This is a genomic window from Vreelandella populi, assembly GCF_003989825.1.
Lineage (GTDB): Bacteria > Pseudomonadota > Gammaproteobacteria > Pseudomonadales > Halomonadaceae > Vreelandella > Vreelandella populi.
Genome location: NZ_RZHE01000006.1, coordinates 164,531 through 187,715 on the forward strand (window position 1 = coordinate 164,531; position 23,185 = coordinate 187,715).

Genomic DNA, 23,185 nt, shown 5'->3' on the forward strand with positions numbered 1-23,185 from the left:
GGATAGCACAAAGTCAATGCTTTTTCACTTCCCCTGCCTACTGTTCAGTGTTTTCGTAGAATAACGGTGTCATTACCAGGAAATTCGACTGCCAGCTGATGTTTTTCCGCCCACCACCTGAAGGTAGCCTCACTGAAAAAGCATACGTGCGTAGGGTCATTGATATAATGCCAGCATGCAAAGGCAGCCGGCGTGGTTACCCGTTTGGTCATTAGCCCCAGATAGCCGCCGGGCAAGAGCAGCCCCAGTAGCTGGTCAAGCACCTTGCCTGGCTGGGCCAGATGCTCAAGCACTTCGGTGGCGGTAATAAACGCATACGGCTGCGTTAAAACTTGGGTATCCGGGGCATAAAAGACATCGTAGATCGCCATGGGATGCCCCGCTTCCTCGAACATTAAAGAAAGCGTTGGCCCCGGCCCTGCGCCAAAGTCCAGCCCGTTAGCGCCGGCGGGCAGTTTGGCCAGCAAAGGCGTAAACAAACGCCCTAAAAAGTGCCGGTATCCCGTATCATAGGGGGAGTTTTGATGCCGGTCGTACTCGGCTTTTTCGTCTCTAGCATTTAAATGCTGTTCAGGCGGCACAAACACCAGTAGACACGTGGCACACTGGTAGTAATCACGACGACGATCCTGGTGATAGTGTGTAACAGTCGTTGCATCGCATAGCGGGCAGCATCGCATCGTCGTCTTCTCGGATTTTCGGTTTTGGATTAAGGAAAGTGGCATGCTCACAGGTCTGGACCATCTTGTTGTAACCGTGACGGATATAGGTCGCGCAGTTGACTTTTATTCACGCGTTCTGGGGCTTGATGTACGCTACCGCGATGCCCAGCGGGTAGATTTGATGCTTGGCGATACAGCCTTGCGCTTGCATCAAACCGACACGGACATTGAACCCATTTCAGCGACTCCAACGCCCGGCAGCCTGGATTTGTGCCTGCGCTGCCAGCTGCCGCTGGATGAATTCAAGCAGCACCTGGACGTACTGGGCATCGAAGTCGAGCTTGGGCCGGTTGCCCGCCAGGGAGCCAATGGCGCGATCGAGTCGGTTTATTTGCGCGACCCCGATGGGAATCTCCTGGAGATTTGCCGCCCGGCCCGATAGACATAATCGCGGATACCTGCTCAGGCTGGCTACTAATGCTTAGCCGCGCCACGCACGGTATCATAGTGCGCTGAAAGCGTATCCGCTTTATTGATTCATCCGTAAAGGGTAGGAAAACATGCACGACAGTCGTAATGAAGCGCCGATAGAAGGCGAAATCATCTCCGAGTACACGACGAAAGAGCCTGCAAAAGAGCCCGATACCACCATTGCCATGGTCAATTATGTGCTTTATCTGGCAAGTTTTGTGGTGGGTTTTACCTCAGTGATCGGGGTGATTATCGCCTATATGTATCAAGGTAAAGGCCCTGCGTGGCTGGACGAACACTACCGCTATCAAATCCGTACGTTCTGGATCGGCTTGCTCTACGGCATTATTGCCTCGGTATTAACGCTGGTACTCATTGGCTTTCCGCTGCTCCTGGCGCTTGCGGTCTGGTTTATCGTCCGCTGCGTCAAAGGGTTCAAAGGCTTGCAGGAAAAGCGCGCCCCAAGCAATGTAGGCAGCTGGTTACTGTAACGTATGACCGAACACACAACGGCACTCTCCCGGCGCTTTTCTAAAGCCAAGGCAATTGCCTGGCTTTGGCGCACACTTTCCCGCTGGCCCCTGCCAAGGCTCTGGCGGTTTGCCTCAACCCTTGGGCCCCTGGTCTACCGGTTTAGCCAGCGCGAGCGCAAGGTCACGGATCTCAACCTTGAGGTTGTCTATCCAACGCTTGGCGAAAACGAGCGCAATACGCTCGCCAAGCAGAGCCTGCGCCACTCTACCGCCACCATGATGGAGCTTGGCTATGCCTGGATGGCCGAGCCTTCGCGTATTGAAGCGGGCATTGTGGAGGTTCATGGCCGCGACAAGCTGGACAGCGCCCGCGCCGAAGGTCGGGGAGTCATCGTGCTGGCGCCGCATTTTGGCAACTGGGAAGTGCTCAATTTCTGGCTTTCAAGCCACTTTCCGTTTACCGCCATGTACGAGCCGCCCAAGATCGCCGCGCTTGAGCCAATTATTCGCCATGGCCGCGAGCGTATGGGCGCCCAGTTGGTTCCGACCAACCCGCGCGGCGTGGCAGCGCTTCTCAAGGCGCTCAAACGCAGTGAAGCCATTGGCATTCTTCCGGATCAGGAACCCGACTGGGGCAGCGGCGTATTTGCACCTTTTTATGGTCATAATGCCTACACCGCAACGCTTTTACCCAAGCTGGTCGCGCGCACTCAGGCAAGAGTGGTCACCGGCGTTGCCTTGCGTCTTCCCGGTCGCGGCTTTGCGATTCATTTTCTGGATGCCGATGAGCGGGTCTACAGCCCCGATGAGGTGCAATCCGCCAGCGGCGTGAACGCAAGTGTAGAAGCATCCATTGCGCTTGATCCGGCCCAGTACCAATGGGAATACAAGCGCTACCGCAAGGTGATCGAAGAGCAGCAGGGTCACCCGGATGCCAACGATTTTCGGCTTTACTGAGCCTACTCATCATTTTGGCGGGCGTACACGTCATCCAACCGTTCGATATCGTCTTCCCCCAGATATGCCCCGGATTGAACCTCAATCAGCTCAAGTGGAATCTTGCCGGGGTTCTCCAGCCGGTGCAGCGCACCAATAGGAATATAGGTTGACTGGTTTTCGCTCACCAGAAAGCAGCGCTCATCGACCGTTACCCGCGCCGTACCGCTGACCACCACCCAATGTTCAGCGCGGTGATGGTGGCGTTGCAACGACAGCCGACCGCCCGGTTTGACGGTAATATGCTTTACCTGATGCCGCCCGCCGGTATCAATGGCCTGAAAGCTCCCCCAAGGACGATGAACCTGAGGTGCCAACTGCGGCTCGCTGCGTCCAGCCTGAGTAAGCGCGGCCACCAGTTGCTTGACCTCCTGGGCCCTGTCGCGATGAGCCACCAGCACGCTGTCTGGGGTTTCCACCACGATAAGATCCTTGACGCCCAATGTGGCCACTAGCCGATGCTCTGCAATCACCAGCGAATCCGTAGTTGATTCAAGCAGCGCGTCGCCTTGAGTAACATTGCCCGCCTCATCCGGTGTGGCTATATTCCACAACGCATCAAAGCTGCCGATATCGCTCCACTGCGCATCAAGCGAAACGACCGCCGCGTTACTGCAGTGCTCCATCACGGCATAATCAATGGAGTCTGACGCGCAGTCGCAAAACGCCTGTTCATCAAGGCGCAGAAAATCCAGGTCACGCTGCGCCAGGCTGACCGCTTTTTGGCAAGCTGCCAGCATAGCGGGCTGAAGGCGCTTAAGTTGCCCAAGGTAGGTAGATGCGCGGAGCAGGAACATACCGCTGTTCCACAGCGTATTGCCTTGTTCAATGAGTTCGGTGGCACGTTGACTATTTGGTTTTTCAATAAAGGCCGTAAGCTTTTGCCCGTTACCCAGCGCCTCCCCGCAGGCAATATAGCCATAGCCGGTTTCGGGGTGCGTGGGCACGACACCAAACGTTACCAGATAGCCCTCCTCAGCCAGGCTAATAGCCTTATTCACGCTGTCCTGAAAGGCGTGCATATCGCCAATAACGTGATCGGCGGGTAGCACCAGCAGCAGCGGGTCCTCACCGGCGTCGCTTGCCAATAACGCCGCACAGGCAATCGCCGGTGCGGTATTACGCCCTTCAGGCTCGAGAACAATGCGCGCCTCCTGGCCTATTTCGCGCAGCTGTTCGGCCATTAAAAACCGATGGGCCTGATGCCCCATAATAATAGGCGAGCTGGTGGTTAAGCCTGTTAAGCGATCGAGCGTTTGTTGAAGCAGGCTTTGCGATGACGTTAATCGCAAAAACTGCTTGGGCATCTGTTCACGCGAGAGTGGCCACAGCCGTGTACCACTACCCCCGCATAAAATGACCGGCTGAATCATGGTGTCGTCCTTGTAGGCGAAGCTATTGCGCCGCTTCAGTTCCACTTACTGCTCCAAACCCTTCTTGAAGCCAGCTACGCAGCTGGCTCATCCGGGCGGCTTTTTCTGGGTTTTCGAGAGTTGGCAGGGTACCGTCAACAAAACCATAGGCGTAAAAAGGCGCCAATAGCTCAGGGTCGCCACTGATAATATGCACGGGTACCGTGGCACTGGCGCCATCGCCGGTGATCAGCGGCGCTGGTTGATGGTCGCCCAGCATGATTAGCAGTGTTTTATCGTCCACCACCCGTTCGGCCCAGCGTCCGGTTACCTCTACAGCGTAGTTGACCGACCAGGCGTAGTGATCGCGAATCCGCTCGATATCCTGCCAAAGCACTTCAGGCGGGTCACCGGCATGCTCCCAAGGCGCGAAAATAGTGCCATCGCCGATGGTTTCCCAATCGTCGATCACCGGCAGGATAGGTGTCCAGGGGGCATGGCTTGAAATAAGCGCCATCTGGATAAAGACGGGCGAATCGCCGAGCAGGTGGCGCTGTAAGTAGTCAAGCGTGAACTGGTCAGGCATGGTCACCCAGTTAAGCGGGGGGCCTGCGTATTCAATATCCTCGGCTACCGCGATATCGTCAAACCCGTAGGCTTCGCCCTCCGGCCAGGCGAGGGTAATCGCCGGCATGACACTCAGCGTGCGCTGACCGGTCGCCTTGAAGTCATCAATCAGCGTGGAGCTTTGGGTACTCAGCATCAGCCGGTACCAGAGCTGATTGTCGATCCAGCGGCCGCTTAATAACGTGGCGTGGGCAAGCCACGACTGCCCCCCGCGGATGGGGGCCTCAAGAAGCCCTGAAACCACATGAAGACCGCGCTCTTCCAAACGACGCTCCATATCGGCAAGCGTAGGCCGCAATACATGGTTGTAACGTGGATCATCCAGCGCCGAAACACCGTAAGACTCCACAAACGTCAGCAGCACATTGCGCCCTTCAAGCCCCGGTAGTGCCCGGGTTTGAAGCGGTGCCGTTTCAAGCTGCTCGGCAAAGTACAGACGCGCCTGATGAGTGATGACGACCTGCTGCCACTGATAGCGCGTGGCTTCCACCATCGGCAGCGCTGCCTGATACACGAAAGCTTTGCCAGTCAAGTGCACTACGGCCAGCGCTGAGGCCAGTACTGCAATCCCAAGCGCGATGCCGCCCTTCAAGTGATTCAGAGGTAAAGGGCTGGTTGGCAGCAGCAGGCGGACCAGCCCCCAAAAAATACCCAATAGCAACACGGTGCCTGCAAGCATCGCGCAAACGGCCCAAACTTGGCCTACATTACCTACGAGCAAATGAAAAATTGAGCGCACTAAAGGGGTGTCTAAATAAAGGTTTAGCGATCTTCCAAAGGCCATGTAGGTAGCGGCATTGCCCAAATTGGCAATGGTTGCCAAGGTAACCCAGCTTATCAGGGCGACTCCCAGCAAGCGGCGAGGCATGCCTTTGGGAAGCACTAGCATAAGCGGCACTATGATCCATGCCTCCCATGCAATCAAAGGCTCGCCAATAGTGCCAAAGCGCCACCATAGGGGCGCTACAAGCAATACGTTGAGTGCTGACGCACCTAAAAACAATCGCCACATATCGCTCTCATTGTTCCCGATGAATGGATCATCAATATGGTTATTGTGGGCTTACAAAACGATCATCTAAAAAAAGCGGTGTAATAACGGCCATATATTAAATACACAGTGTGCATTAAGTACTAAGCGTATAATATTTGTTTAAAAAAACACGTCTGGATTGGCTTTTGCTCAATTATGTTAGGCCTGCACTCGAAAGGAACTCGCCTATGCGTTGTACGAATAATGGAAAATGGATGTTATTGCTCGGCTGTTTGCTGGCGCTGCCCGCCAGCGCTCAGGATGATGCACATTTCAATAGGGTCATTGAGCGTGCTCAGGCGCTCGCCAAAGAGGACTACCAAGCGCCCGAAGAGTCGCTTCCCCCGGCGCTAAAAGGCATCAGTTACGACACTTACCGGCAAATTCGCTTCGCCCCTGAACAGGCTTACTGGCGTGAGGAAAGCCCGTTCAATTTGCAGCTCTTTCATAGCGGCTTCTTATTTCAAACCCCCGTTACCCTCAATATCATTGATAACGGTGAGATTTCCCCCCTACCCTTTTCAACCGATGATTTTCAATACGATGACGATGCAAAGGCGCTTCTGGAGCACGATTTAAGCGGCAGCGGCCATGCGGGATTCCGGCTTCATTATCCTCTTAATAATAATGAGTATGCCGATGAGTTCGCGGTTTTTCTCGGCGCCAGCTATTTCCGTCTGGTGGGCAGGGATCAGATTTTTGGGCTATCAACCCGCGGGCTTGCCATCAATACGGCTTCGGCCGAGGGAGAAGAATTTCCGGCCTTTCGCGAGTTCTGGCTCTACAAGCCTGACGAAAATGCCGATGAAATCACCCTGCTCGCCTTGTTGGACAGCCCATCGCTAAGCGGTGCCTACCGCTTTACGCTGCGCCCAGGTGAGCAGACCGACGCTGAAGTGGAAGCCAAGCTCTTCGCACGTGATGATGTAGCCAAGCTAGGTACCGCCCCGTTGACCAGCATGTATGCCTTTGGCGAGGCAAGCCAAGCACACCAGGATGACTTTCGGCCTCAAGTACACGATTCCGACGGGCTATTAATGCATACCGGCGCTGATGAGTGGATATGGCGACCGCTGAGCAACCCCGAGCAAGTGCGCATTTCGAGCTTTTCCGATGATAACCCCAGCGGTTTTGGCTTAATGCAGCGTGAGCGTGACTTTGACCGCTATCTGGATATGGAAGCGCAGTATCATCGCCGGCCGAGCCAATGGGCCGCACCCATTGAGCCTTGGGGCACGGGTCATGTCGAACTGGTGGAGATCCCCACGGCTGATGAAACCTTCGACAACATCGTGGCTTACTGGGTCGAGGATGAGCCGCTTAAGGCCGGAGAGTCACGTCATGTTCATTACCATACCTACACATTAAATGATGAGTCTGAGCTGGAATCGCTGGGACGCGTAGTACGCACCCGTCACGGTGGGTTATGGGGGCCTGGCGAGTCAAATCCGGAGAACCCACAGCGCCAGTTCATTGTCGATTTTCAGGGTGGAGCGCTGGACCGCATTGACCATGATGCACCGGTGACGCTGGATATCAGCGCCCAAACGGGCGAGATACTCATCCCTCAGGTCACGTCACTTCCCGATAACACCTGGCGCGCCAGCTTTCGCATCCCCGCGAATGGCGAGCCGAGTGATATTCGCCTGCGTTTAATACTGGACGGTCAGCCAATTAGTGAAACCTGGAACTATGTGTGGTACCCCGATGCCTAAGTTTAACGAATTACCGCCTTCCATTCCGGGCCTGGCATTGCGCCGAGCACTTCTAGCCGTGTTAGTCATAAGTTCCAGCATTGCGGGCTGTGTGGCGATGTCCCACGTGATCTCCGGCCTGGGAATCAGCTGGCAGATCATCATGCTGGTGCTGTTTGCGCTGACATTTACCTGGATCGCTCTGGCATTTTGGGGCGCCATCTGTGGTTTTGTCGTTTGCGCACTGCGCCTCGACCCATTGAGTCTGCGCAAGCAGGTATCGTTACTGACTGACGATTATCTACTGGTTAGCCGTACGGCCCTGATCATGCCGATTTATGCCGAACCGCCCATTCCCACCATTGCGGGCCTTGAAGCCACCTGTCGTTCGCTTCTTGAGCAGGCCGAAGCCGTTCACCAACGCCTTGAGACGCCACTAAGCGAGCACTTCGAAGTATTTGTCCTGAGCGATACACAAGACCCTGACAAGGCCAAGGTAGAAGCCGCCCACGTGGCCGCCCTGCAGCAACGCCTCGCCGGACAACTTGCGGTTCACTACCGCCGCCGCGAGAACAATCTGGGCCGTAAGGCGGGCAATATTGCAGATTTCTGCTGTCGTTGGGGTCAGAATTACGATCACATGGTGGTGCTGGATGCCGATAGCCTGATGAGCGGCGCAACGCTGTTGAATCTGGTGCATCGCATGCAGCAACAACCGGAGGTCGGTTTGATACAAACCGTCCCGATCCCGGTGGGCCAGCGTACCCTGTTTGGCCTTTTTACCCAGTTCGCCTCGGCGCTTTATAGCCCTATGCTGGCCGCCGGGCAAAGCTTTTGGCAGGGCGATGCAGCCAACTATTGGGGGCATAATGCGATTATCCGCACGCGGGCCTTTATGGCTAGCGCAGGCTTACCCACGCTTTCCGGCAAGCCGCCCATGGGCGGGGAAATTCTTAGCCATGACTTTGTCGAGGCCGCGCTGCTAAAACGCAGCGGCTGGCAGGTGCTGCTGGATACCACGGCTACCACGTCGGTTTCACTTCGCAATCCCTATGCCAGCGCATCGCACAACAGTTTTGAAGCCATGCCAAGCAACATGCTCGACTTTGCCAAGCGTGACCGCCGCTGGTTGCAAGGCAATCTGCAGCATTTGCGCCTGCTGACAGGCGCAGGCCTGCACCCCTTGAGTCGTCTGCACTTTTTATTCGGCGCATTTGCCTACTTGTCATCGCTGGTCTGGCTTGGGCTGCTGGTGTGCTCCAGCATTCTGGTGGGCTACCATGCAATTGATGAATCACCCACTCAAACGTTTTCGAAGTCATTACCGGTCGGGCTACTGGTTGTTACCCTAGGTATGCTGTTGGCGCCAAAATTCCTTGGCCTGCTGCTGGCCCTTGGGCAATCTCCTCATGCTTTCGGTGGTAGGTTAAAATTGCTGGCAAGCGCAGTGCTGGAGATCCTGTTTGCCGCGCTGATTGCGCCGCTGATGATGGCTTGGCATAGCCTGTTTATCATCAACGTGTTGCTGGGTCGCTCTGTTGAATGGCAAACCCAGCCTCGGGGCGAGCGCTCGTTACCCTGGAAGGAAGTATGGCAACATGCCGGCTGGATGACTCTGTGCGGCATTGGCTGGGCAGGCGCTGTGATGCTGTTTTCAACTTCAGCCTTTGGCTGGTTGACCCCTGCCTGGCTGGGCCTTGTAGCAGCGGTACCCATTATCAAGTATTCAAGCAGCAGCACCTGGGGCGGCGTTATCAATCGTCGTTTCGGGTTACTGCAAACGCCAAGCGACAGTTTGAGCCCTGCCCTGTTAAATGATTTTGCTGCTCTGATGGAGCGCGGTAGCTCAGGCCTGGACGCTATAGAGGAAGGGGCCTTTACGCTTAATACACTACCGAGCGAGCTGGGCGGGGATATGCCCAGCCAATCGCTGAAACAGTTTTCCGGGCAGGCGCAGGCGCCAACGGCATCTTCGCTGAAGGAGCCTCATTGATGCTCCACCATTTATTGAACTGGCTGGACAGCACTGGTGGGCTGGCCCGTTCAATGCTGGTGTATTGGCGACCTGGCAGGCAGAAAAGCCTGCAGCGCCTCTATCAACCTTTCATCCAGCCAGGCGATATCGCGTTTGATATTGGCGCCCATCTGGGGGATCGCAGTGCAGCGTTTCATGCACTCGGTGCTCGGGTTATCGCCTTGGAGCCTCAGCCCGAACTTGCCAAGTGGTTTCAGCGTATTGTCAGGCACCCGACCGTCACGCTGTTACCGTTAGCTGCAGGACCTGAGCCCGGCTTTGCCGATATTGCCATCAGTTCCCGCCACCCGACGCTTTCCACCCTGGCACTTGGCTGGCGGGAGCAGATTGGTGAGCGTAACGAAAGCTTTCGTCAGGTGCGCTGGGAACAACAATTGCGTGTGCCCGTTACCACGCTCGATCAATTGATCGAGCAGTATGGTGAACCCAGCTTTATCAAGATTGACGTTGAAGGTTTTGAAGCCGACGTGCTGGCGGGCCTGAGCCAACCGGTGGCGGCACTTTCGGTGGAGTTTGTGGCAGGTGCGCTTGACGTGGGCCGCGCCTGCGTTGCCCGACTAGAGACGCTGGGGGATTACCGCTTTAACGCTATCGCCGGTGAACAGCGCCACTTTCACTGGCCCACCTGGCAAACGCCAGAAACCATTATTAACTGGTTTTCCGCCCAGGCCGATGGCCTGGCGTCGGGCGATTTGTATGCCTGCCGTGTCGATCATCCGGTGGTCGGCCGCTGTGATTAAGAACCACTAAGCTCATACAAAGAACCAAGCCCAACACTCCGCTTTCAAGAGCTGACAACCTATGATTTACGATTGGCAAACGCTGACGGTTCCCACGCTTTCCACTATTGCAAAGCGCGACCCGGTTGCCGTACTGGTACTGGGCGCCATTGAGCAACATGGCACGCACCTGCCGTTGGGTACTGACCTGATCATTGGTGAAGGGCTGGCGGCTGCCATGCGTGAACATCTTGACCCGGCGTTGGACGTCATTTTCCTGCCCACGATTGCAGTAGGTGCCAGCGACGAGCACACAAGCTTTCCTGGCACGCTTAGCCTGCCCGCAACGCTTGCCATCAGCACGCTTGAAGCCTATGGCGAAAGCATCGCGCGGGCAGGCATCAAACGACTGGTACTGATCAATAGCCACGGTGGCAACAAGGCCATTATGGATCTGGCCGCCCTTACGCTACGCCAACGCTTTGATATGCGGGTAGTCAAAGCCACCTATACACGGCTGTCGGCTTTGGAAGGCGCTATCGCCGCTGAGGAGCTGCGCTATGGCCTGCACGGCGGGCTGCTCGAAACGGCCATGATGCAGTACCTGGCCCCTGCCACGGTAAATTTGGAGGGTTACCAGAGCGCCCCGTTGGGTACCCTACCCGATAACCAGCTGGTTGGCCCAGAAGGCTCAGCCACCTTTGCCTGGCTAGCCGAAGACCTGAGTCAGCACGGGGTAGCTGGCGACGCCCGCCAGGCAACCCCCGCTCTCGGCATGCGTCTGGTGCAGCATTACGCTACCCAGCTGGCAACCGTTGTTGCCGAAACCGCCAGGCTGCCAGCGCTCTCTTAACCATCATCATCGGCATGGTGTTCAAGAGCGCCTAATTCGTTAGCGGCTGCGGCTTTCCAGAACGTCGCCGAACAGGTGGCCAGCTCGGCTGGCCTTGGCGCTCAGGTAGCGATGATTCTGGTCGGTGACGCTCCCATAAAGCGCCTGACGCGATACCACTTCAATCCCGCCTTCGCGTAGGGCAGAAATCTTCAGCGGGTTATTGGTCAGTAGCTGTACTTGGGAGATACCCAGCGCATTAAGCATATCCACAGCAACGGCGTACTGGCGCTCGTCATCACCAAAGCCCAGCACCTGGTCGGCGTCTACCGTGTCCAGCCCGCCATCCTGCAGCGTATAAGCACGTAACTTGTTGGCCAGGCCAATGCCGCGCCCCTCCTGAGCCAGATACAGCAACACGCCACCGCCCATGGCCTGAATATCCGCCACGGCATTGCGCAGCTGCTCGCCGCAGTCGCAGCGCAGGCTGCCAAACAGGTCACCGGTCAGGCAGGCTGAGTGCATGCGCAGGGGCACCGCGCCTTGCATGTTTTCAGTCTGGCCAATGACCACCGCCACATGCTCGCGAAGGCCGTCCGGTTCGCGAAAGAGTACAAAGCGGCTTTCCGCGGCATCCTCAAGCGGAATACGCGCTTCACTGACGCGCTTGAGCATTCCCGGCGCACCTGCCAAGCATTTTTCCGTCTCTTTTGCATCGATTTCCAGCAGCTTGCCTTTCGCTACATCCTGCGCCACCGCATCGCTTGCCTTCTCACTAACCTCAGCGCATAGCGCAGCGGGAATCAGCAAGGCACGACGCATCAAGGTAAGCGCTCCTCGCTCGCCAGGGCCTGCAGGTTTCAGGCCGCTTAACAGCGAATGCGATGGTCGCCGCGTGGTCTGCACAACTGCCAACGCCTGTAAATCGCTTTCGCTAATGTGCTCAACCAACGGCAGGCAAGCCGCTTCAGCGGTGAGCGACATGCCCATGGCTTCCAGGCGATGACGGGTTAACACCAGTGAAGGGCGCGTGCCCGCAAGTCTGGCCAGCGTATCAACCGAGTCACTGCCTTCCAGTGCCTGTACCAGAAGACGCTGTTCGCTCGTTTTAAGCACCACCGGCAACCCTCGGCGAATATCGAAAATAGCGCGTTCAATGTGATACATATAGGCCTCCTAATTGCCCGGTGCAGCAGGTAGAGTACGCTTGCGCTAGGCCGTGCTGCCCCGCAAGATAAGACGGTTTTCTCAGCGCGGAGGCGTTATGCCCACCCCCCCTCGTCATAGTGGTTGTACTGATCAGGAAACATTGCTGGACATAGAGTCGGTGTGGCAGTGGCTTCAGGCCACGCGCCATGGCAAGCCCGGCCGCGCCCTCGACCACGATGCCGTGACGCCCGAGGCAGCTGAACTGCTGGCGTGCCTGACGCCGTTGGCCAGTCACTCGGCCTGGGTAATTGCCCAACTCGGGCAAAGCCTGGATGGGCGTATCGCTACGGAAAGCGGCCACTCGCACTATATCAATGGCCATGAGAGCCTGGTGCACCTGCACCGGCTTCGTGCCCTGGCGGATGCGGTAGTGGTCGGGGCAGGTACGGCCAGTGCCGATGACCCGCAGCTGACGGTACGCCATGTCACTGGCCCTCACCCAACGCGGGTGGTGCTGGACCCACGTGGCCGTGTGCCTGCAAGTATCAAACTGTTTCATACCGATTCGGCGCCCACCCTGCACATAGTGGGGCCGGAGACAGCGGCTTCGCCGACTGACGTCTCGGTGAAGCGCTGCGTATTGCCTCTCAATGCTCAAGGACAGTTCGCTCCAGGTGACGTGATTGCCCTGCTTAACCAGCACGGCTTGAAGCGCATTCTGGTGGAAGGGGGCGGCGTGACGGTGTCGCAATTCATTGAGGCGGGCGCTATAGACCGCCTGCATCTGCTGATTGCCCCACTGTTGATTGGCTCGGGCAGGCCCGGTTTGCAAATGACGCCCATCGAAACGCTTGAAAGTGCGCTGCGCCCGACCATGCGCCGATTCCGATGTGGTGACGACACGTTGTTCGACGTGCTGCTGCGCGCCGCCCCTTTCACCTGAGGGCGGAGCACGGTGGCGACGCCCCAGGGCCACCCAGATGCCCGGCAGGCTTGCAAGCAGCACCAGAACGCCATACGCCAGAGAGATCGCCACGCCCTGAGCCGTTGGTAGCCCGACCAGTGCCCAGGTGCCTGCTGCGGCCCCTTCACGCAACCCCCAGCCGGCCACAGAAAGGGGTACCAGCATGGCTAACAGCAGTACGGGTGCCAACGCCAACAGCTGCAAAGCGGCAATATCCACGCCGATAGCCCGCGCGGCACATACCATTACCAGGCCGTAACTCATTACAATGGCCAGTGAAGACCCCAGCTGCAAATGCCATACGCCAGGGCTAAACAGCCCCCGTTTAATATCCACCGCCATGGCGTGCCACCATGCAGGCAACTTGTGAGAAGGCAGGCGCGAAAGGCCTTGCCATAGCACAACGGCTAAAAATCCCAGCCCGCCCACCAGCATCAGACTTGTCTGCCAGCCAAGTACGGCGTGCCAAAGGGGTGAGAGCAAAAGTGCCGCCAGGGTCAACAATACAATCGCCACCTGCCCGGATGTGCGCTCAATAATCACCGCCCGCCAGGCGCTACCCCGTGACCTGGCTTGGCGTGCATGGCGATGGGCGCGCCCGGCATCGCCCAAGATACCGCCCGGCAATAGCTGGTTGACCAGTAGCGCAAGATAATACTCTCGCCATGCATAGTTAAAGCGTAGCGGCGTGCCCACTCGCCCAGCCGTAAACTGCCAGCGCCAGGCACTCAGCATGATTTGAAACACGCTGACAAGCAGAGCCAGCGCCACCCACCCGGCCGATAGCCGCTCAACCTGCGCCACCACCTCACGCGGTTCTACAAATAGCGCAACGGCGCCCAGCAACCCCGCGCTGATCAGGGCGCGTTTTATCCAGGGAGAGCGCAATGCCGATTTTATGGCCATGGGGTTATGCCCTACCTGCAGGCGTGTCCGCTAACGGCGTATTGCATTGAGGCAGCGCCAGCAGATCGCAATGCCCAACCCAGATACCGACCTCCCCGCAGGCCACCGAGCGCATGCGCTGTTCGCGCCATTCACCAATACGCGTGGCAGCTTCAGGCGCCTGCTCTGTCGCCGCCTCAGCCCACCCTTCAATAAGCGCCCTCATCAATGGCTGATGAACAGGGTTTTCCGCCGCCAATCGCCACGGCGTGCTGGCTTGCTCAACGTGATAGTTCGCCTGTTCCAGCGCATCGACCAACGCTTGATGGGCCTGGCCGCCCAGGGCATCGCCCAAACCCTTGTCGCGCCGCTGATGGGCAATAAACAGGGCTAAAAGCCAGTGATCTTCATCATCGCTCACTGGCTCCCCCTGGGCATCGGTAAAGCCCCACTCGCCGGTGACGCTGAGCGCCATTAAAAGTGCCTGTTCATGCTTTACGCAGTGTGCCACCAGCATGTCGATCCAGTGTTGCGATACCAGATCCAACAGCGCTGACGCGGTCATAAGTTGGGCGGCTTGCAAGGGAGCCTGCTCCAGCGAATCCAGCGATGTGCAGAGCGTTTCCACCGTAATGGCGTTTTTATTGCGCAGCGTGCCGACGCTTACCTTGGCTTCTTCTAACAAGGCCGCATCATGATCAACCAGCGTCCAGTGCTGGGGGGCGGGTAGAAACGGCGCTAGAAAGCGCATATTGCTGCCCCGGCCAGCCCCTAGATCCACCATATGCCAGGTTTGGGCACGTGCTTTTAACCACTCCGCGGCTTTACTTGGCAGCTGCTTGCTTCTGAAGGTGAAGTCCGCGTCTTCACGCAGCGCCAGCCAGTCAGTCGCGAATTGACTGCCTGCATGGTAGTCAGGCATCTCGCCATTCGGTTGGGCAAGCGGCTGGGTAAGTGCTTGGGCAAAGGCGGTGCCCGCTTCCTGCCAGTCACTCAGCATCTCACGCGTGGCCATGGCGCCGGCACGCAATTCAGCGCGAAGATCGGCATCACTGCAAAAACGGCTTAAGGCCTGTTCCAGCGCCACCACGTCACCAGGGGCCACTTTCAGGCCCGCGCCGCCCGGCAGGGTTTCATCCAGGGCACCGCCAGTGGTCGTAATCACCGGCAGGCCGCGCGCCAAGGCCTCGGTAACCACCATGCCATACCCTTCATACCAGGAAGGCAGCACCAGCGCGTGGGCGTTTTGATAAGCCTGCGTCAACGCCGCCTCGTCGCACTCGCCGTGTAGCCGGATACTGGCCTCAAGCCGGTTGATATTAATCAGCTGCTGCACCCGGTCAGCGAAGGCTGCATCCCGCAGGCCTCCATAGCAGTCGCATTGCCAGGTGTCGGTGGGAACGCCTGCCAATGCCCGCACCAATAGATCCTGTCCTTTGCGCGGAACCAGGGTTGCCACGCACAATAGGCGAATCGGCTCGCCCGGCCCAGACGCAGCACTTGGCGGAGCGGTTTCCACACCCGGCTCTACTACACTTATCCGGGCTTTTAATGGCATGGCGTATTGGTCTGCCAGGGCCTGCAACCGGCGCTCGGTAAATCGGCTGGTGACAATAATGCGCGAAACTGTCGCCAGTGCGGCAAGCTCACTTTGATGAAAATGCTCCTGCTCCGCCTCACTCAACCCCTGCTCATCGCCTAGAGGATGGTGGACCAGCGCAGTAATCATCAGGCGCTTGGCATGTTGGGCAATCACTTCTGGCAGAGCGCCCATGGCCAAGCCATCAATAATGACCTGAGTGCTCTCCGGCAGTGCACCTAACGCCGCTGCCAACTGTTCGGCGGCCTCTGCATCCGCGGCAGGAAAGCAGCCTGCCAGGCTGACCACCTCAACGGTGTGCCCTTGCTGGCGTAACGCCTCGACCATGCGCGCGTCGTAAATATACCCGCCGGTGCGCTGGGTCAGCTCGCCGGCAATAATCAGCGTTAGCGGCTCACTCATAGATCGCCTTCATAGCTTGCCCATGCGATATGGGATTCATGCAGTTTGACTTCCATGCGGGTAATTCCTTGAGCTGTCTTGCCCATGGTGCCTTCCCCTATGGCATCGGCCAGCCGGCTGAAAATAACGCTGGCCATAAACTCGGTAGACGTGTTCTTGCCCGCAAAAGCTTCTTCGTCATCCAGATTGCGGTAGTTCAGATGTGAAAGTACTTCCTTTAGCGTTTCGCTGGCCAAACCGATATCAATCACCAAACCATCTTCATCAAGCTCAGGGCGCTGAAAAATGACATCGACCACATAGGTAGCCCCATGGGTGCGCTGGGCGGGGCCGAAAATTTCCCCTTTGAAACTATGCGCAATCATAAAGTGGTCACGAACACATAGACGGTACATAAACGCTCCTGGTATTGATTAATTGGCAGTGGAGTAACGAAGACGGTGACAAAGCACATTGCTGCCTGATGAAAATAGCTGCGGGGCCAGTTGCGGCAGCATTTCAAAATCGCTTTCGCTATTGATAAGTGCATCCAGCCGGCTGTCGGCCAACAAGCTGAGCGCAAGGGTCAAGCGGCGCTGGTAGTCCCAACGCGGGCGTAATCTGGCGGGTAGCTGGCCTACCTGGCTTGCCCGCAGGCTAAGACGCTGTGAATGAAAAGCGCCACCCAGCGGCAGGCGAATCTCGCCTTCGCCAAACCAGCTCATTTCGATAATTCGGCCTTCATTTCCCACCTGGCCTAGCGCCTGGCGCAAGCCTTCGGGGTGGCCGCTTGCATGAATAACGCAGTCCTGATCGTCAGGCGCCTGATCAGGCGTACAGAAGGTAAGCCCCAGGTGCTCGGCGATTGTCTGGCGCTCCGGGTTGATATCCACCAGCGTGGCATTCACACCGACAATCCGTGAACACAGATACGCCACCAGACACCCGACGACGCCAGCGCCAATAACGGTAATCCGCTCACCCAACATGGGCTCGGCATCCCACACGCCATTAATGGCCGTTTCCATGTTAGCGGCCAGCACGGCACGCTCAGCGGGTACATTATCCGGCACGGGCAGCACCATGGCGGCAGGCACTACGTAGCGATCCTGGTGGGGAAAGAGACAGAAAACGGTTTTATCCAGCAAAGACGCAGGCCCCTGTTTGACCCGGCCAACGTTGCAGTAGCCGTACTTGACCGGGGCTGGAAACTGGCCGGACTGAAACGGCGCCTGCATGCGACCAAATTCGCTTTCCGGTACGCGGGCGTTGAATACCAGCGATTCAGTGCCCCGGCTCACCCCGCTGTACAGGGCATGTACCAAAACATCCTCTTCGCCAATAGCGGTGAGTGTTTCACGCTTGAGTTCACCAACCCTCGGGTGAGTGACCCAAAAAGCGGTGGCGGTAACGGTCGCCGACATGACATTTCCCTATTATTAGCGTTTTTATCCAATGAGCTGGGTGCCAAACGCTGGTCGTCCCACAGCACCCGCTTATGAAGTTTTTATGGCATTTCTTATAGCGTAGCGTAGAAAAAGCATTGGTCGATGAATGCACATGGCAAAACTAAATTAAGAACGGGGAACCCGATTTTAATTACTTCCCAACGACATCAATAGGCTATGGTAGAGATATGGACGATTCATACGCTTTGTACAAGAATGGTACATATTGAGATATTTGCATTACATAATTGACGGCGGGCAGCGTGACCGCTTTGCGAGACACTATGAGCCAACTCCTCAGTCCTCCTACTAATCACTGGTTACTTAACCGTCTTCACAGTGCCTCCGAGCTGGGCATAGCCAGTTTGGTGCTACTGGTAATTGGCTGCTTACTGCCTTCGCTGATGGCTACGGGCGCTAATTGGGGGCTTGCCTACGCAACCTATGCGTTAATAAGCCTATGTGTAATGTTTTTCTGGTCTCATGGCGCGCTTGGCTGGGCAAACCGGGTGACGCTATTTCGTGGCGTGCTTATTGCCTTAGTTGCAGGTGCGTTAGCCAATGACGCGTTTATTGATGCCATTTGGCTATGGCTGATAGTCGCCACCATTGCGCTACTGCTTGACGGCGTGGATGGCTGGATAGCCCGGCGAACGCATAGCTTTACTCCCTTTGGCGCTCGTTTTGATATGGAACTGGACGCTTTGCTGATACTGCTACTGTGTATTGGCTTGATTCAGGAAGAGGCTCTGGGGCTTTGGGTGCTGTTGGTTGGTGTGATGCGCTATCTTTTTATAGCCGCTAGCTGGCATTTTACCTGGCTGGCAGCGCCGTTGTTTGCAAGCTTTCGGCGCAAGCTGGTGTGTGTTTGGCAGGTTTCCGCACTCCTGCTGGCGTTGACGCCTCTTACACACTCGCTGTTTACCAGCCTGCTTGCGCTCAGCGCGCTCCTCTCGCTTGCCTACTCCTTTGGGCTGGATAGCTGGTGGCTGTACAAGCAATCCCGGCGCTGAGCCATACCCCACACTGATGGTTTAAAACGTGGCAGCTAATCTCTAGCAACAAACTTTATTGACTGAGCTGGCCATGTAACGCATTTAATTGCCGGGTGTGCTCTTCAAGCTCTAAGGTTGCTTCCTCAAGCTTGACGCGGCGTTTGCGTATATCGTCTTCATCGCCGCGGTTTAGCGCCTCTTCGAAATCCGCCTGGCGTTCCTGAACGTCCGCAAGGCTTGCTTTCACCTCATCGGTTGCCTCATTGAGAACACTTTCGTTAGTACAGTCGTTTTCCACTGCCTCTAGAGCGCGCTGCAAGCCTTGTACGCGGTGCGGGTTACCCTGCCCTTGAGCATGTTCCAACTGCAGTTGAATCTCTTCTGCCTTGTGTTGGCATAAAACCTCATCGGCACTTGCCACTGCAGGCAGTGCCATACCGGCCAGCAATGTCATAATCCCTACTTTGACGACATATTTATTCATTTTGCTTTTCTCCTTGAGTGACTTATCGGGCCGATAAATATTGAAGCATTTATGCATTGCTGGAGCTTGGAACGCAAAAGGGAGCCGTAGTTCTGACTATTAATCCCCTGATACCAACGAAAACACACCAGTCGAGCGTATAACAAAGCGGTTGAGTTGAACGGCAAAAGTCTTTTAACTATCGTTCGCTACGCTCTAATGTTCACAACGGAAGTAACATGATGATCAAAGCCGGGACCAGCGCAAAAAAAGCCCCCCCTTTTGCCGGGTGGAGCTTCGCTTTTGCCATTTCAGTAATGTTGGCTATCTCCTCGTCAGCGACGGCGGCAGTGAACGTTCAAGTAGCCGCAGCGGCCTCGCTTACCAATGCGCTTAACGAAGCGATTGCTAGTTATGAAGCCCAGCATGATGTGGTCATAACGCCTATCTACGCTTCTTCCTCAACGCTTGCCCGCCAGATCGCCAACGGCAGCCCATCCGCACTGTTTCTTTCAGCCAACGTCGAATGGATGGACTGGTTGGAAGCCCAAGGCATTAATATTCAGCAGCGTAGCGATTTACTCCACAACCGCCTGGCGCTGATTTCTTCAAGCCCTGACCTGCCGGAGCAGTTTACTCCCGGTGAAGGCGCTTCTATCGCAACCCTTTTAGGGGATCGCGACCGGCTCTCGGTGGGCGACCCTGACCACGTACCCGCCGGCATGTATACCCAGCAGGCGCTTGAAGCCTTAAATGAATGGGATGAGTTACTCCCAAGACTTGCTCAGGGCAACGATGTGCGCGCGGCGCTTACCCTTGTTGAACGCCATGAAACACCGGTAGGCGTGGTCTACCAAACCGATGCGCTCGCTAGCGAGCGCGTTCGCATACTGGGGCTTTTTCCGTCTGAGACCCATGAGCCGATTACCTACCCTGTAGCGTTAATTAACGCCGAGCAGAACGATGCTGCGGTTGCCTTACGCGAGTGGCTTGAAAGTGAAGAAGCGCTAGGCATCTTTGCCAAGTACGGGTTTGATACAGATATGGGCCAACAGTGACCCTATCGCCCGCCGAGTGGGAAGCCATCCGCCTTAGCCTGTTGATCGGGCTGGCTGCCGTTGCCTGGATTCTACCCTTGGGTATTGGTGTTGCCTGGCTGCTCGCTCGGTATGAGTTTCGTGGCAAGGCGCTGTTGGATGGCCTGATTCATCTGCCGCTGGTACTTCCGCCTGTGGTGGTTGGCTACTTACTGCTGGTGGCACTGGGCAGGCAAGGCATTATTGGCCAGTGGCTATATAGCACTGTGGGCGTATCGCTGCCGTTTACCTGGCAAGGGGCTGCCGTGGCCAGCGGCGTGATGGCATTCCCGCTGCTGGTGCGTGCCCTCAGGCTATCCCTTGAAGCGGTTGACCCCAAGCTTGAAGCGGCCGCCAGTACCCTGGGCGCCAACCGGTGGCGGGTATTTACCACCATTACCCTGCCGCTGGCGATCCCCGGCCTGCTGACCGGTACGGTGCTAGCTTTCGCCCGGGCGCTTTCCGAGTTTGGTGCGACGATTACGTTTGCTTCCAACATTCCCGGTGAAACTCGCAATCTCCCACTGGCGCTTTACACCCTGATTCAATCCCCCGACCAGGAAGCCGCTGCCGCACGCCTTTGCATTATCGCCATTCTCATAGCGCTTACCTCCCTGGTTATTTCCGAGTGGCTGGCGCGCCGCACCCGACAACGCCTGCAGGAACGCGATGGCTAGCTCAATTACGACTCTGCCCAACACGCAACGACTGGCACTGCAGGTAGATCAGCAGTTGGGTGATTTTCATCTTGCCGCTGAGCTTGATCTTCCCGCGGCGGGCGTAAGCGGCCTGTTCGGCCCCTCCGGTAGCGGCAAAACCAGCCTGCTTAGGCTGATCGCCGGGCTTGAAAAACCCAAACAGGGCGTAATGACATTGGGTGGGCAGACCCTGCTGGATACCCAGAAAGGGATTTTCGTGCCGCCGCACCGCCGGCGTATTGGCGTGGTCTTTCAAGAGGCACGCCTGTTCCCCCACTACCGCGTGCGCGGCAACTTGACCTATGGCATACGCAGCCTGGCCCCGCAACGTTTTGATGAAATAGTGGAGCTATTAGGCATTGAAGCGTTGCTGGAACGCATGCCCGGCATGCTATCCGGTGGCGAGGCCCGGCGTGTGGCCATTGGCCGGGCCCTGCTGAGCGAGCCACAGCTGCTGCTAATGGATGAGCCATTAACCGGGCTTGATGGCGCCCGCAAGGATGAGCTGTTGCGCTATATCACCCGGCTCACCCAGCAGGTGGATATTCCGGTGATTTACGTTAGCCACGATGCAAAAGAAATCACGGACATTGCCGATCATCTTGTGGTACTGAAAGCCGGTCAGGTTCGCGCCAGCGACAAGCTAGGCGCGCTGCTTCAGCGCTTTGATTTAACCCATGAGCTTGGAGGATTTGACGCCGCCTCGCTACTGGAAGGCATTGTAGTGGCCCACGATGAAGCGTACGGCCTTACCCATCTGGCTCTCGATAACGAACATCAGCTGGTATTGCCCGGCACCTCAGCGCCTATGGGCAGCCGCATACGTGTGCGCATTCTGGCGCGAGATATTGCTCTCGCGCTTACTCCGCCCGCCAACACCAGTTACCGTAACCAGCTCAACGCCACTATCAGTGATTTCGCCATACTTCCCGAGGCGCCCTATACCGTCGAGCTACATTTACGTATCGGCACGTTTGTCTTACGCGCGCGGCTGACGCGCAAATCCTGGGATGAGATGGGCTTAAAGCAGGGTATGCAGGTAACGGCATTAATTCGCAGCGTATCGTTTAATGCGCTTTAACCCTTTAACCGTCACTCAAATACCTGACTTTTAAACTAGCGCTGCTTAGGATTGCGTTTTTCAACGTTGATTTATAAGCGCTGTTTTTATAAATAAGCTAATACTGAGATAGTTAGCCAAGGCTATGTTAGTTGGCAGCAATAAACTTTATATTTTAACCACTTAGATTTTATTTGCATTCAATCATGCTAGGATTCATCGCTATCAAGTACCCGGCTTTTCTTTTTATGCATGTGCATTAACCAATGCTAATAGAACGCCATAGTCGGTACGTTTTTAGCGAGAGAATTTACTTACCATGACACCCGTCACTCTAATATTTCTGGCTATTTCCATGTCGGCTGATGCCTTTGCCGCTTCTATCAGCAAAGGCGCTGAATTGAAAAAGCCAAAGTTTCATCATGCGATCGGCATTGGTCTGGTATTTGGCGTTATCGAAGCGATTACCCCAGTACTGGGTTGGGTAGCAGGTGTTGCTTCCCAACGCTTGGTTCAGGCCTGGGATCACTGGATCGCGTTTACGCTGTTATCCGCCATCGGCTTACATATGATTTACGCCGGGCTTAAAAAAGAGGACAAGATAGAGCACCGCAAACAAACTCTGTGGCTGCTCATTTTAACCGCCATTGCCACCAGCATTGATGCTATGGCCGTAGGCGCAAGCCTTGCTTTTATCGATGCCGATATTATTGTCACCAGCTTAGCCATTGGCCTGGCGACTACCGTGATGGCTTCCATCGGCACGCTGCTTGGCCATAAATTCGGACAGTTCGTCGGCCACTGGGCCGAATTAATCGGCGGTGTTGTGCTGATCGGTATTGGCGTAATGGTCCTTATTCAGCATACCGGGATATTATAAAAATGCGGGAAAGCCTTACCCAAGGTCGGCAATAGCGCTAACTCTCTAGCCCTAGCCGTTGATGCCACTCGGCAAGGCTTTCATCTGGGTACTCGTCGAAACATTTATCTTGTGGCTGTACGCTTACCTCGACCCAATCGGCCCGGCTTCCCAACATCATATGTGTCCGCTCAGGCGGTATCGGCAAATCCGTATCAATTGCCGAGGCAAAAGGATGCACTAGCTCGGGCCAATCGGGATCGTAAACCCATAGCGCTGTCGCACAATGCTTGCAGAAATGTCGCTCCCCAGTGCTTTGCTCGCCATCAATAACCGCTCGATAAATCGAAATTTGCTCATCACCCTTTACACTGAGTGTTTTGCTTGTTCCACTGAGATTGATTGCGAAACCGCCTCCGCCCGCCGTTTTGCGACACACAGAACAGTAACAGAGATTGAATGGGTAGGGATGGTGTGACTCCACGCTGAACGTCACGGCTTGGCAATGGCATGACCCTTCGAGCAACATAGTTACCTCCTTTTTAACAGATACCCGCAACGGGCATCAGCAAAGCTGAATAACCGGATAATTTCTTAGCTATTTTCTTAAATACTTTCTTACTATAGGCACAACAGCATTAAGCCGTTGTTTTTAAAGAATAACTATCGTGGCTAAAGCGTATGTGCTCTCTCCCTTTACTTTAGCACACGGT

General features: G+C 56.2%; 22 protein-coding genes and 1 pseudogene. 13 read left to right on the plus strand and 10 right to left on the minus strand.

What is annotated here, in order from left to right; translation table 11 throughout:
- Nucleotides 1–44 precede the first annotated feature (44 nt).
- Nucleotides 45–725, minus strand: coding sequence for a class I SAM-dependent methyltransferase (locus ELY25_RS05805; protein WP_126950342.1), 681 nt, complete (start codon nucleotides 723–725; stop codon nucleotides 45–47).
- On the opposite strand from ELY25_RS05805, the gene ELY25_RS05810 reads away from it, so the two are divergent.
- The 3 genes from ELY25_RS05810 (at nucleotide 724) to ELY25_RS05820 (ending at nucleotide 2,563) form a co-directional block, all read left to right on the plus strand.
- The gene (locus ELY25_RS05810) at nucleotides 724–1,104 is read left to right on the plus strand and encodes a VOC family protein (protein ID WP_126950343.1); all 381 of its coding nucleotides are present in this window, start codon (nucleotides 724–726) and stop codon (nucleotides 1,102–1,104) included. The two genes, ELY25_RS05805 and ELY25_RS05810, sit on opposite strands and share 2 nt — an antisense overlap.
- A 118-nt stretch (nucleotides 1,105–1,222) precedes the next feature.
- A complete protein-coding gene (locus tag ELY25_RS05815; RefSeq protein WP_126950344.1) occupies nucleotides 1,223–1,624 on the plus strand; it encodes a DUF4870 family protein in 402 nt (133 codons plus the stop codon).
- A 3-nt stretch (nucleotides 1,625–1,627) separates the two neighbouring features.
- Nucleotides 1,628–2,563 carry a lysophospholipid acyltransferase family protein gene (locus ELY25_RS05820; protein ID WP_126950345.1) on the plus strand — a complete coding sequence of 312 codons (936 nt, stop codon included), beginning with the start codon at nucleotides 1,628–1,630 and terminating at the stop codon, nucleotides 2,561–2,563.
- Between the two features lie 2 nt (nucleotides 2,564–2,565).
- Here ELY25_RS05820 and ELY25_RS05825 read toward each other — a convergent pair whose 3' ends face one another.
- Both ELY25_RS05825 and ELY25_RS05830 read right to left on the minus strand, forming a co-directional pair.
- Nucleotides 2,566–3,975, minus strand: coding sequence for a mannose-1-phosphate guanylyltransferase/mannose-6-phosphate isomerase (locus ELY25_RS05825; RefSeq protein WP_126950820.1), 1,410 nt, complete (start codon nucleotides 3,973–3,975; stop codon nucleotides 2,566–2,568).
- A 22-nt stretch (nucleotides 3,976–3,997) separates the two neighbouring features.
- The gene (locus tag ELY25_RS05830) at nucleotides 3,998–5,593 is read right to left on the minus strand and encodes an alkaline phosphatase family protein (RefSeq protein ID WP_126950346.1); all 1,596 of its coding nucleotides are present in this window, start codon (nucleotides 5,591–5,593) and stop codon (nucleotides 3,998–4,000) included.
- A gap of 209 nt (nucleotides 5,594–5,802) precedes the next feature.
- On the opposite strand from ELY25_RS05830, the gene ELY25_RS05835 reads away from it, so the two are divergent.
- From ELY25_RS05835 to ELY25_RS05850, 4 genes are all read left to right on the plus strand, one after another.
- Nucleotides 5,803–7,329, plus strand: coding sequence for an OpgD/OpgG family glucan biosynthesis protein (locus ELY25_RS05835; RefSeq protein ID WP_236995655.1), 1,527 nt, complete (start codon nucleotides 5,803–5,805; stop codon nucleotides 7,327–7,329).
- A complete protein-coding gene (gene mdoH / locus ELY25_RS05840) occupies nucleotides 7,322–9,301 on the plus strand; it encodes a glucans biosynthesis glucosyltransferase MdoH (protein ID WP_126950347.1) in 1,980 nt (659 codons plus the stop codon). Before ELY25_RS05835 ends, mdoH begins: the two co-directional genes overlap by 8 nt.
- Nucleotides 9,301–10,083 carry an FkbM family methyltransferase gene (locus ELY25_RS05845; RefSeq protein ID WP_126950348.1) on the plus strand — a complete coding sequence of 261 codons (783 nt, stop codon included), beginning with the start codon at nucleotides 9,301–9,303 and terminating at the stop codon, nucleotides 10,081–10,083. The genes mdoH and ELY25_RS05845 overlap by 1 nt, the downstream gene beginning before the upstream one ends.
- Nucleotides 10,084–10,144: 61 nt before the next feature.
- Nucleotides 10,145–10,915: a creatininase family protein gene (locus ELY25_RS05850; protein ID WP_126950349.1), complete on the plus strand. Its 771-nt coding sequence runs from the start codon at nucleotides 10,145–10,147 to the stop codon at nucleotides 10,913–10,915.
- Between the two features lie 39 nt (nucleotides 10,916–10,954).
- On the opposite strand, the gene ribA is transcribed toward ELY25_RS05850, so the two are convergent.
- Nucleotides 10,955–12,061 carry a GTP cyclohydrolase II RibA gene (gene ribA, locus ELY25_RS05855; RefSeq protein WP_126950350.1) on the minus strand — a complete coding sequence of 369 codons (1,107 nt, stop codon included), beginning with the start codon at nucleotides 12,059–12,061 and terminating at the stop codon, nucleotides 10,955–10,957.
- A gap of 97 nt (nucleotides 12,062–12,158) precedes the next feature.
- Here ribA and ELY25_RS05860 point away from each other — a divergent pair, with 97 nt between their 5' ends.
- A complete protein-coding gene (locus ELY25_RS05860) occupies nucleotides 12,159–12,986 on the plus strand; it encodes a RibD family protein (protein ID WP_126950822.1) in 828 nt (275 codons plus the stop codon).
- A 60-nt stretch (nucleotides 12,987–13,046) separates the two neighbouring features.
- On the opposite strand, the pseudogene ELY25_RS17995 reads toward ELY25_RS05860, so the two are convergent.
- From ELY25_RS17995 to ELY25_RS05880, 4 genes and pseudogenes are all read right to left on the minus strand, one after another.
- Nucleotides 13,047–13,913 (minus strand): annotated as a pseudogene (locus ELY25_RS17995) (lysylphosphatidylglycerol synthase transmembrane domain-containing protein); the annotation flags it as partial.
- A gap of 4 nt (nucleotides 13,914–13,917) precedes the next feature.
- Entirely contained in the window at nucleotides 13,918–15,894 is a 1,977-nt protein-coding gene (locus ELY25_RS05870; protein WP_126950351.1) for a glycosyltransferase family 4 protein, read from the minus strand.
- A complete protein-coding gene (locus ELY25_RS05875) occupies nucleotides 15,891–16,289 on the minus strand; it encodes a 6-pyruvoyl trahydropterin synthase family protein (RefSeq protein ID WP_126950352.1) in 399 nt (132 codons plus the stop codon). Before ELY25_RS05875 ends, ELY25_RS05870 begins: the two co-directional genes overlap by 4 nt.
- 18 nt (nucleotides 16,290–16,307) lie before the next feature.
- Entirely contained in the window at nucleotides 16,308–17,297 is a 990-nt protein-coding gene (locus ELY25_RS05880; protein WP_126950353.1) for a zinc-dependent alcohol dehydrogenase, read from the minus strand.
- Nucleotides 17,298–17,605: 308 nt separating this feature from the next.
- Here ELY25_RS05880 and ELY25_RS05885 point away from each other — a divergent pair, with 308 nt between their 5' ends.
- The gene (locus ELY25_RS05885) at nucleotides 17,606–18,334 is read left to right on the plus strand and encodes a CDP-alcohol phosphatidyltransferase family protein (protein WP_126950354.1); all 729 of its coding nucleotides are present in this window, start codon (nucleotides 17,606–17,608) and stop codon (nucleotides 18,332–18,334) included.
- A 55-nt stretch (nucleotides 18,335–18,389) separates the two neighbouring features.
- On the opposite strand, the gene ELY25_RS05890 is transcribed toward ELY25_RS05885, so the two are convergent.
- Nucleotides 18,390–18,800: a DUF1090 domain-containing protein gene (locus tag ELY25_RS05890; RefSeq protein ID WP_126950355.1), complete on the minus strand. Its 411-nt coding sequence runs from the start codon at nucleotides 18,798–18,800 to the stop codon at nucleotides 18,390–18,392.
- 218 nt (nucleotides 18,801–19,018) lie between these two features.
- Here ELY25_RS05890 and modA point away from each other — a divergent pair, with 218 nt between their 5' ends.
- From modA to ELY25_RS05910, 4 genes are all read left to right on the plus strand, one after another.
- Nucleotides 19,019–19,837, plus strand: a complete 819-nt coding sequence (gene modA, locus ELY25_RS05895; RefSeq protein WP_236995656.1) for a molybdate ABC transporter substrate-binding protein — start codon at nucleotides 19,019–19,021, stop codon at nucleotides 19,835–19,837.
- The gene (gene modB / locus ELY25_RS05900; protein ID WP_126950356.1) at nucleotides 19,834–20,532 is read left to right on the plus strand and encodes a molybdate ABC transporter permease subunit; all 699 of its coding nucleotides are present in this window, start codon (nucleotides 19,834–19,836) and stop codon (nucleotides 20,530–20,532) included. Before modA ends, modB begins: the two co-directional genes overlap by 4 nt.
- Nucleotides 20,525–21,634, plus strand: coding sequence for a molybdenum ABC transporter ATP-binding protein (gene modC / locus ELY25_RS05905; protein ID WP_126950357.1), 1,110 nt, complete (start codon nucleotides 20,525–20,527; stop codon nucleotides 21,632–21,634). Before modB ends, modC begins: the two co-directional genes overlap by 8 nt.
- 298 nt (nucleotides 21,635–21,932) lie before the next feature.
- Nucleotides 21,933–22,493, plus strand: a complete 561-nt coding sequence (locus tag ELY25_RS05910; RefSeq protein ID WP_126950358.1) for a manganese efflux pump MntP — start codon at nucleotides 21,933–21,935, stop codon at nucleotides 22,491–22,493.
- Nucleotides 22,494–22,530: 37 nt separating this feature from the next.
- Here ELY25_RS05910 and ELY25_RS05915 read toward each other — a convergent pair whose 3' ends face one another.
- Complete coding sequence (locus tag ELY25_RS05915; protein ID WP_126950359.1) at nucleotides 22,531–23,001, minus strand: GFA family protein; 471 nt, start codon at nucleotides 22,999–23,001, stop codon at nucleotides 22,531–22,533.
- Nucleotides 23,002–23,185: the final 184 nt, after the last annotated feature.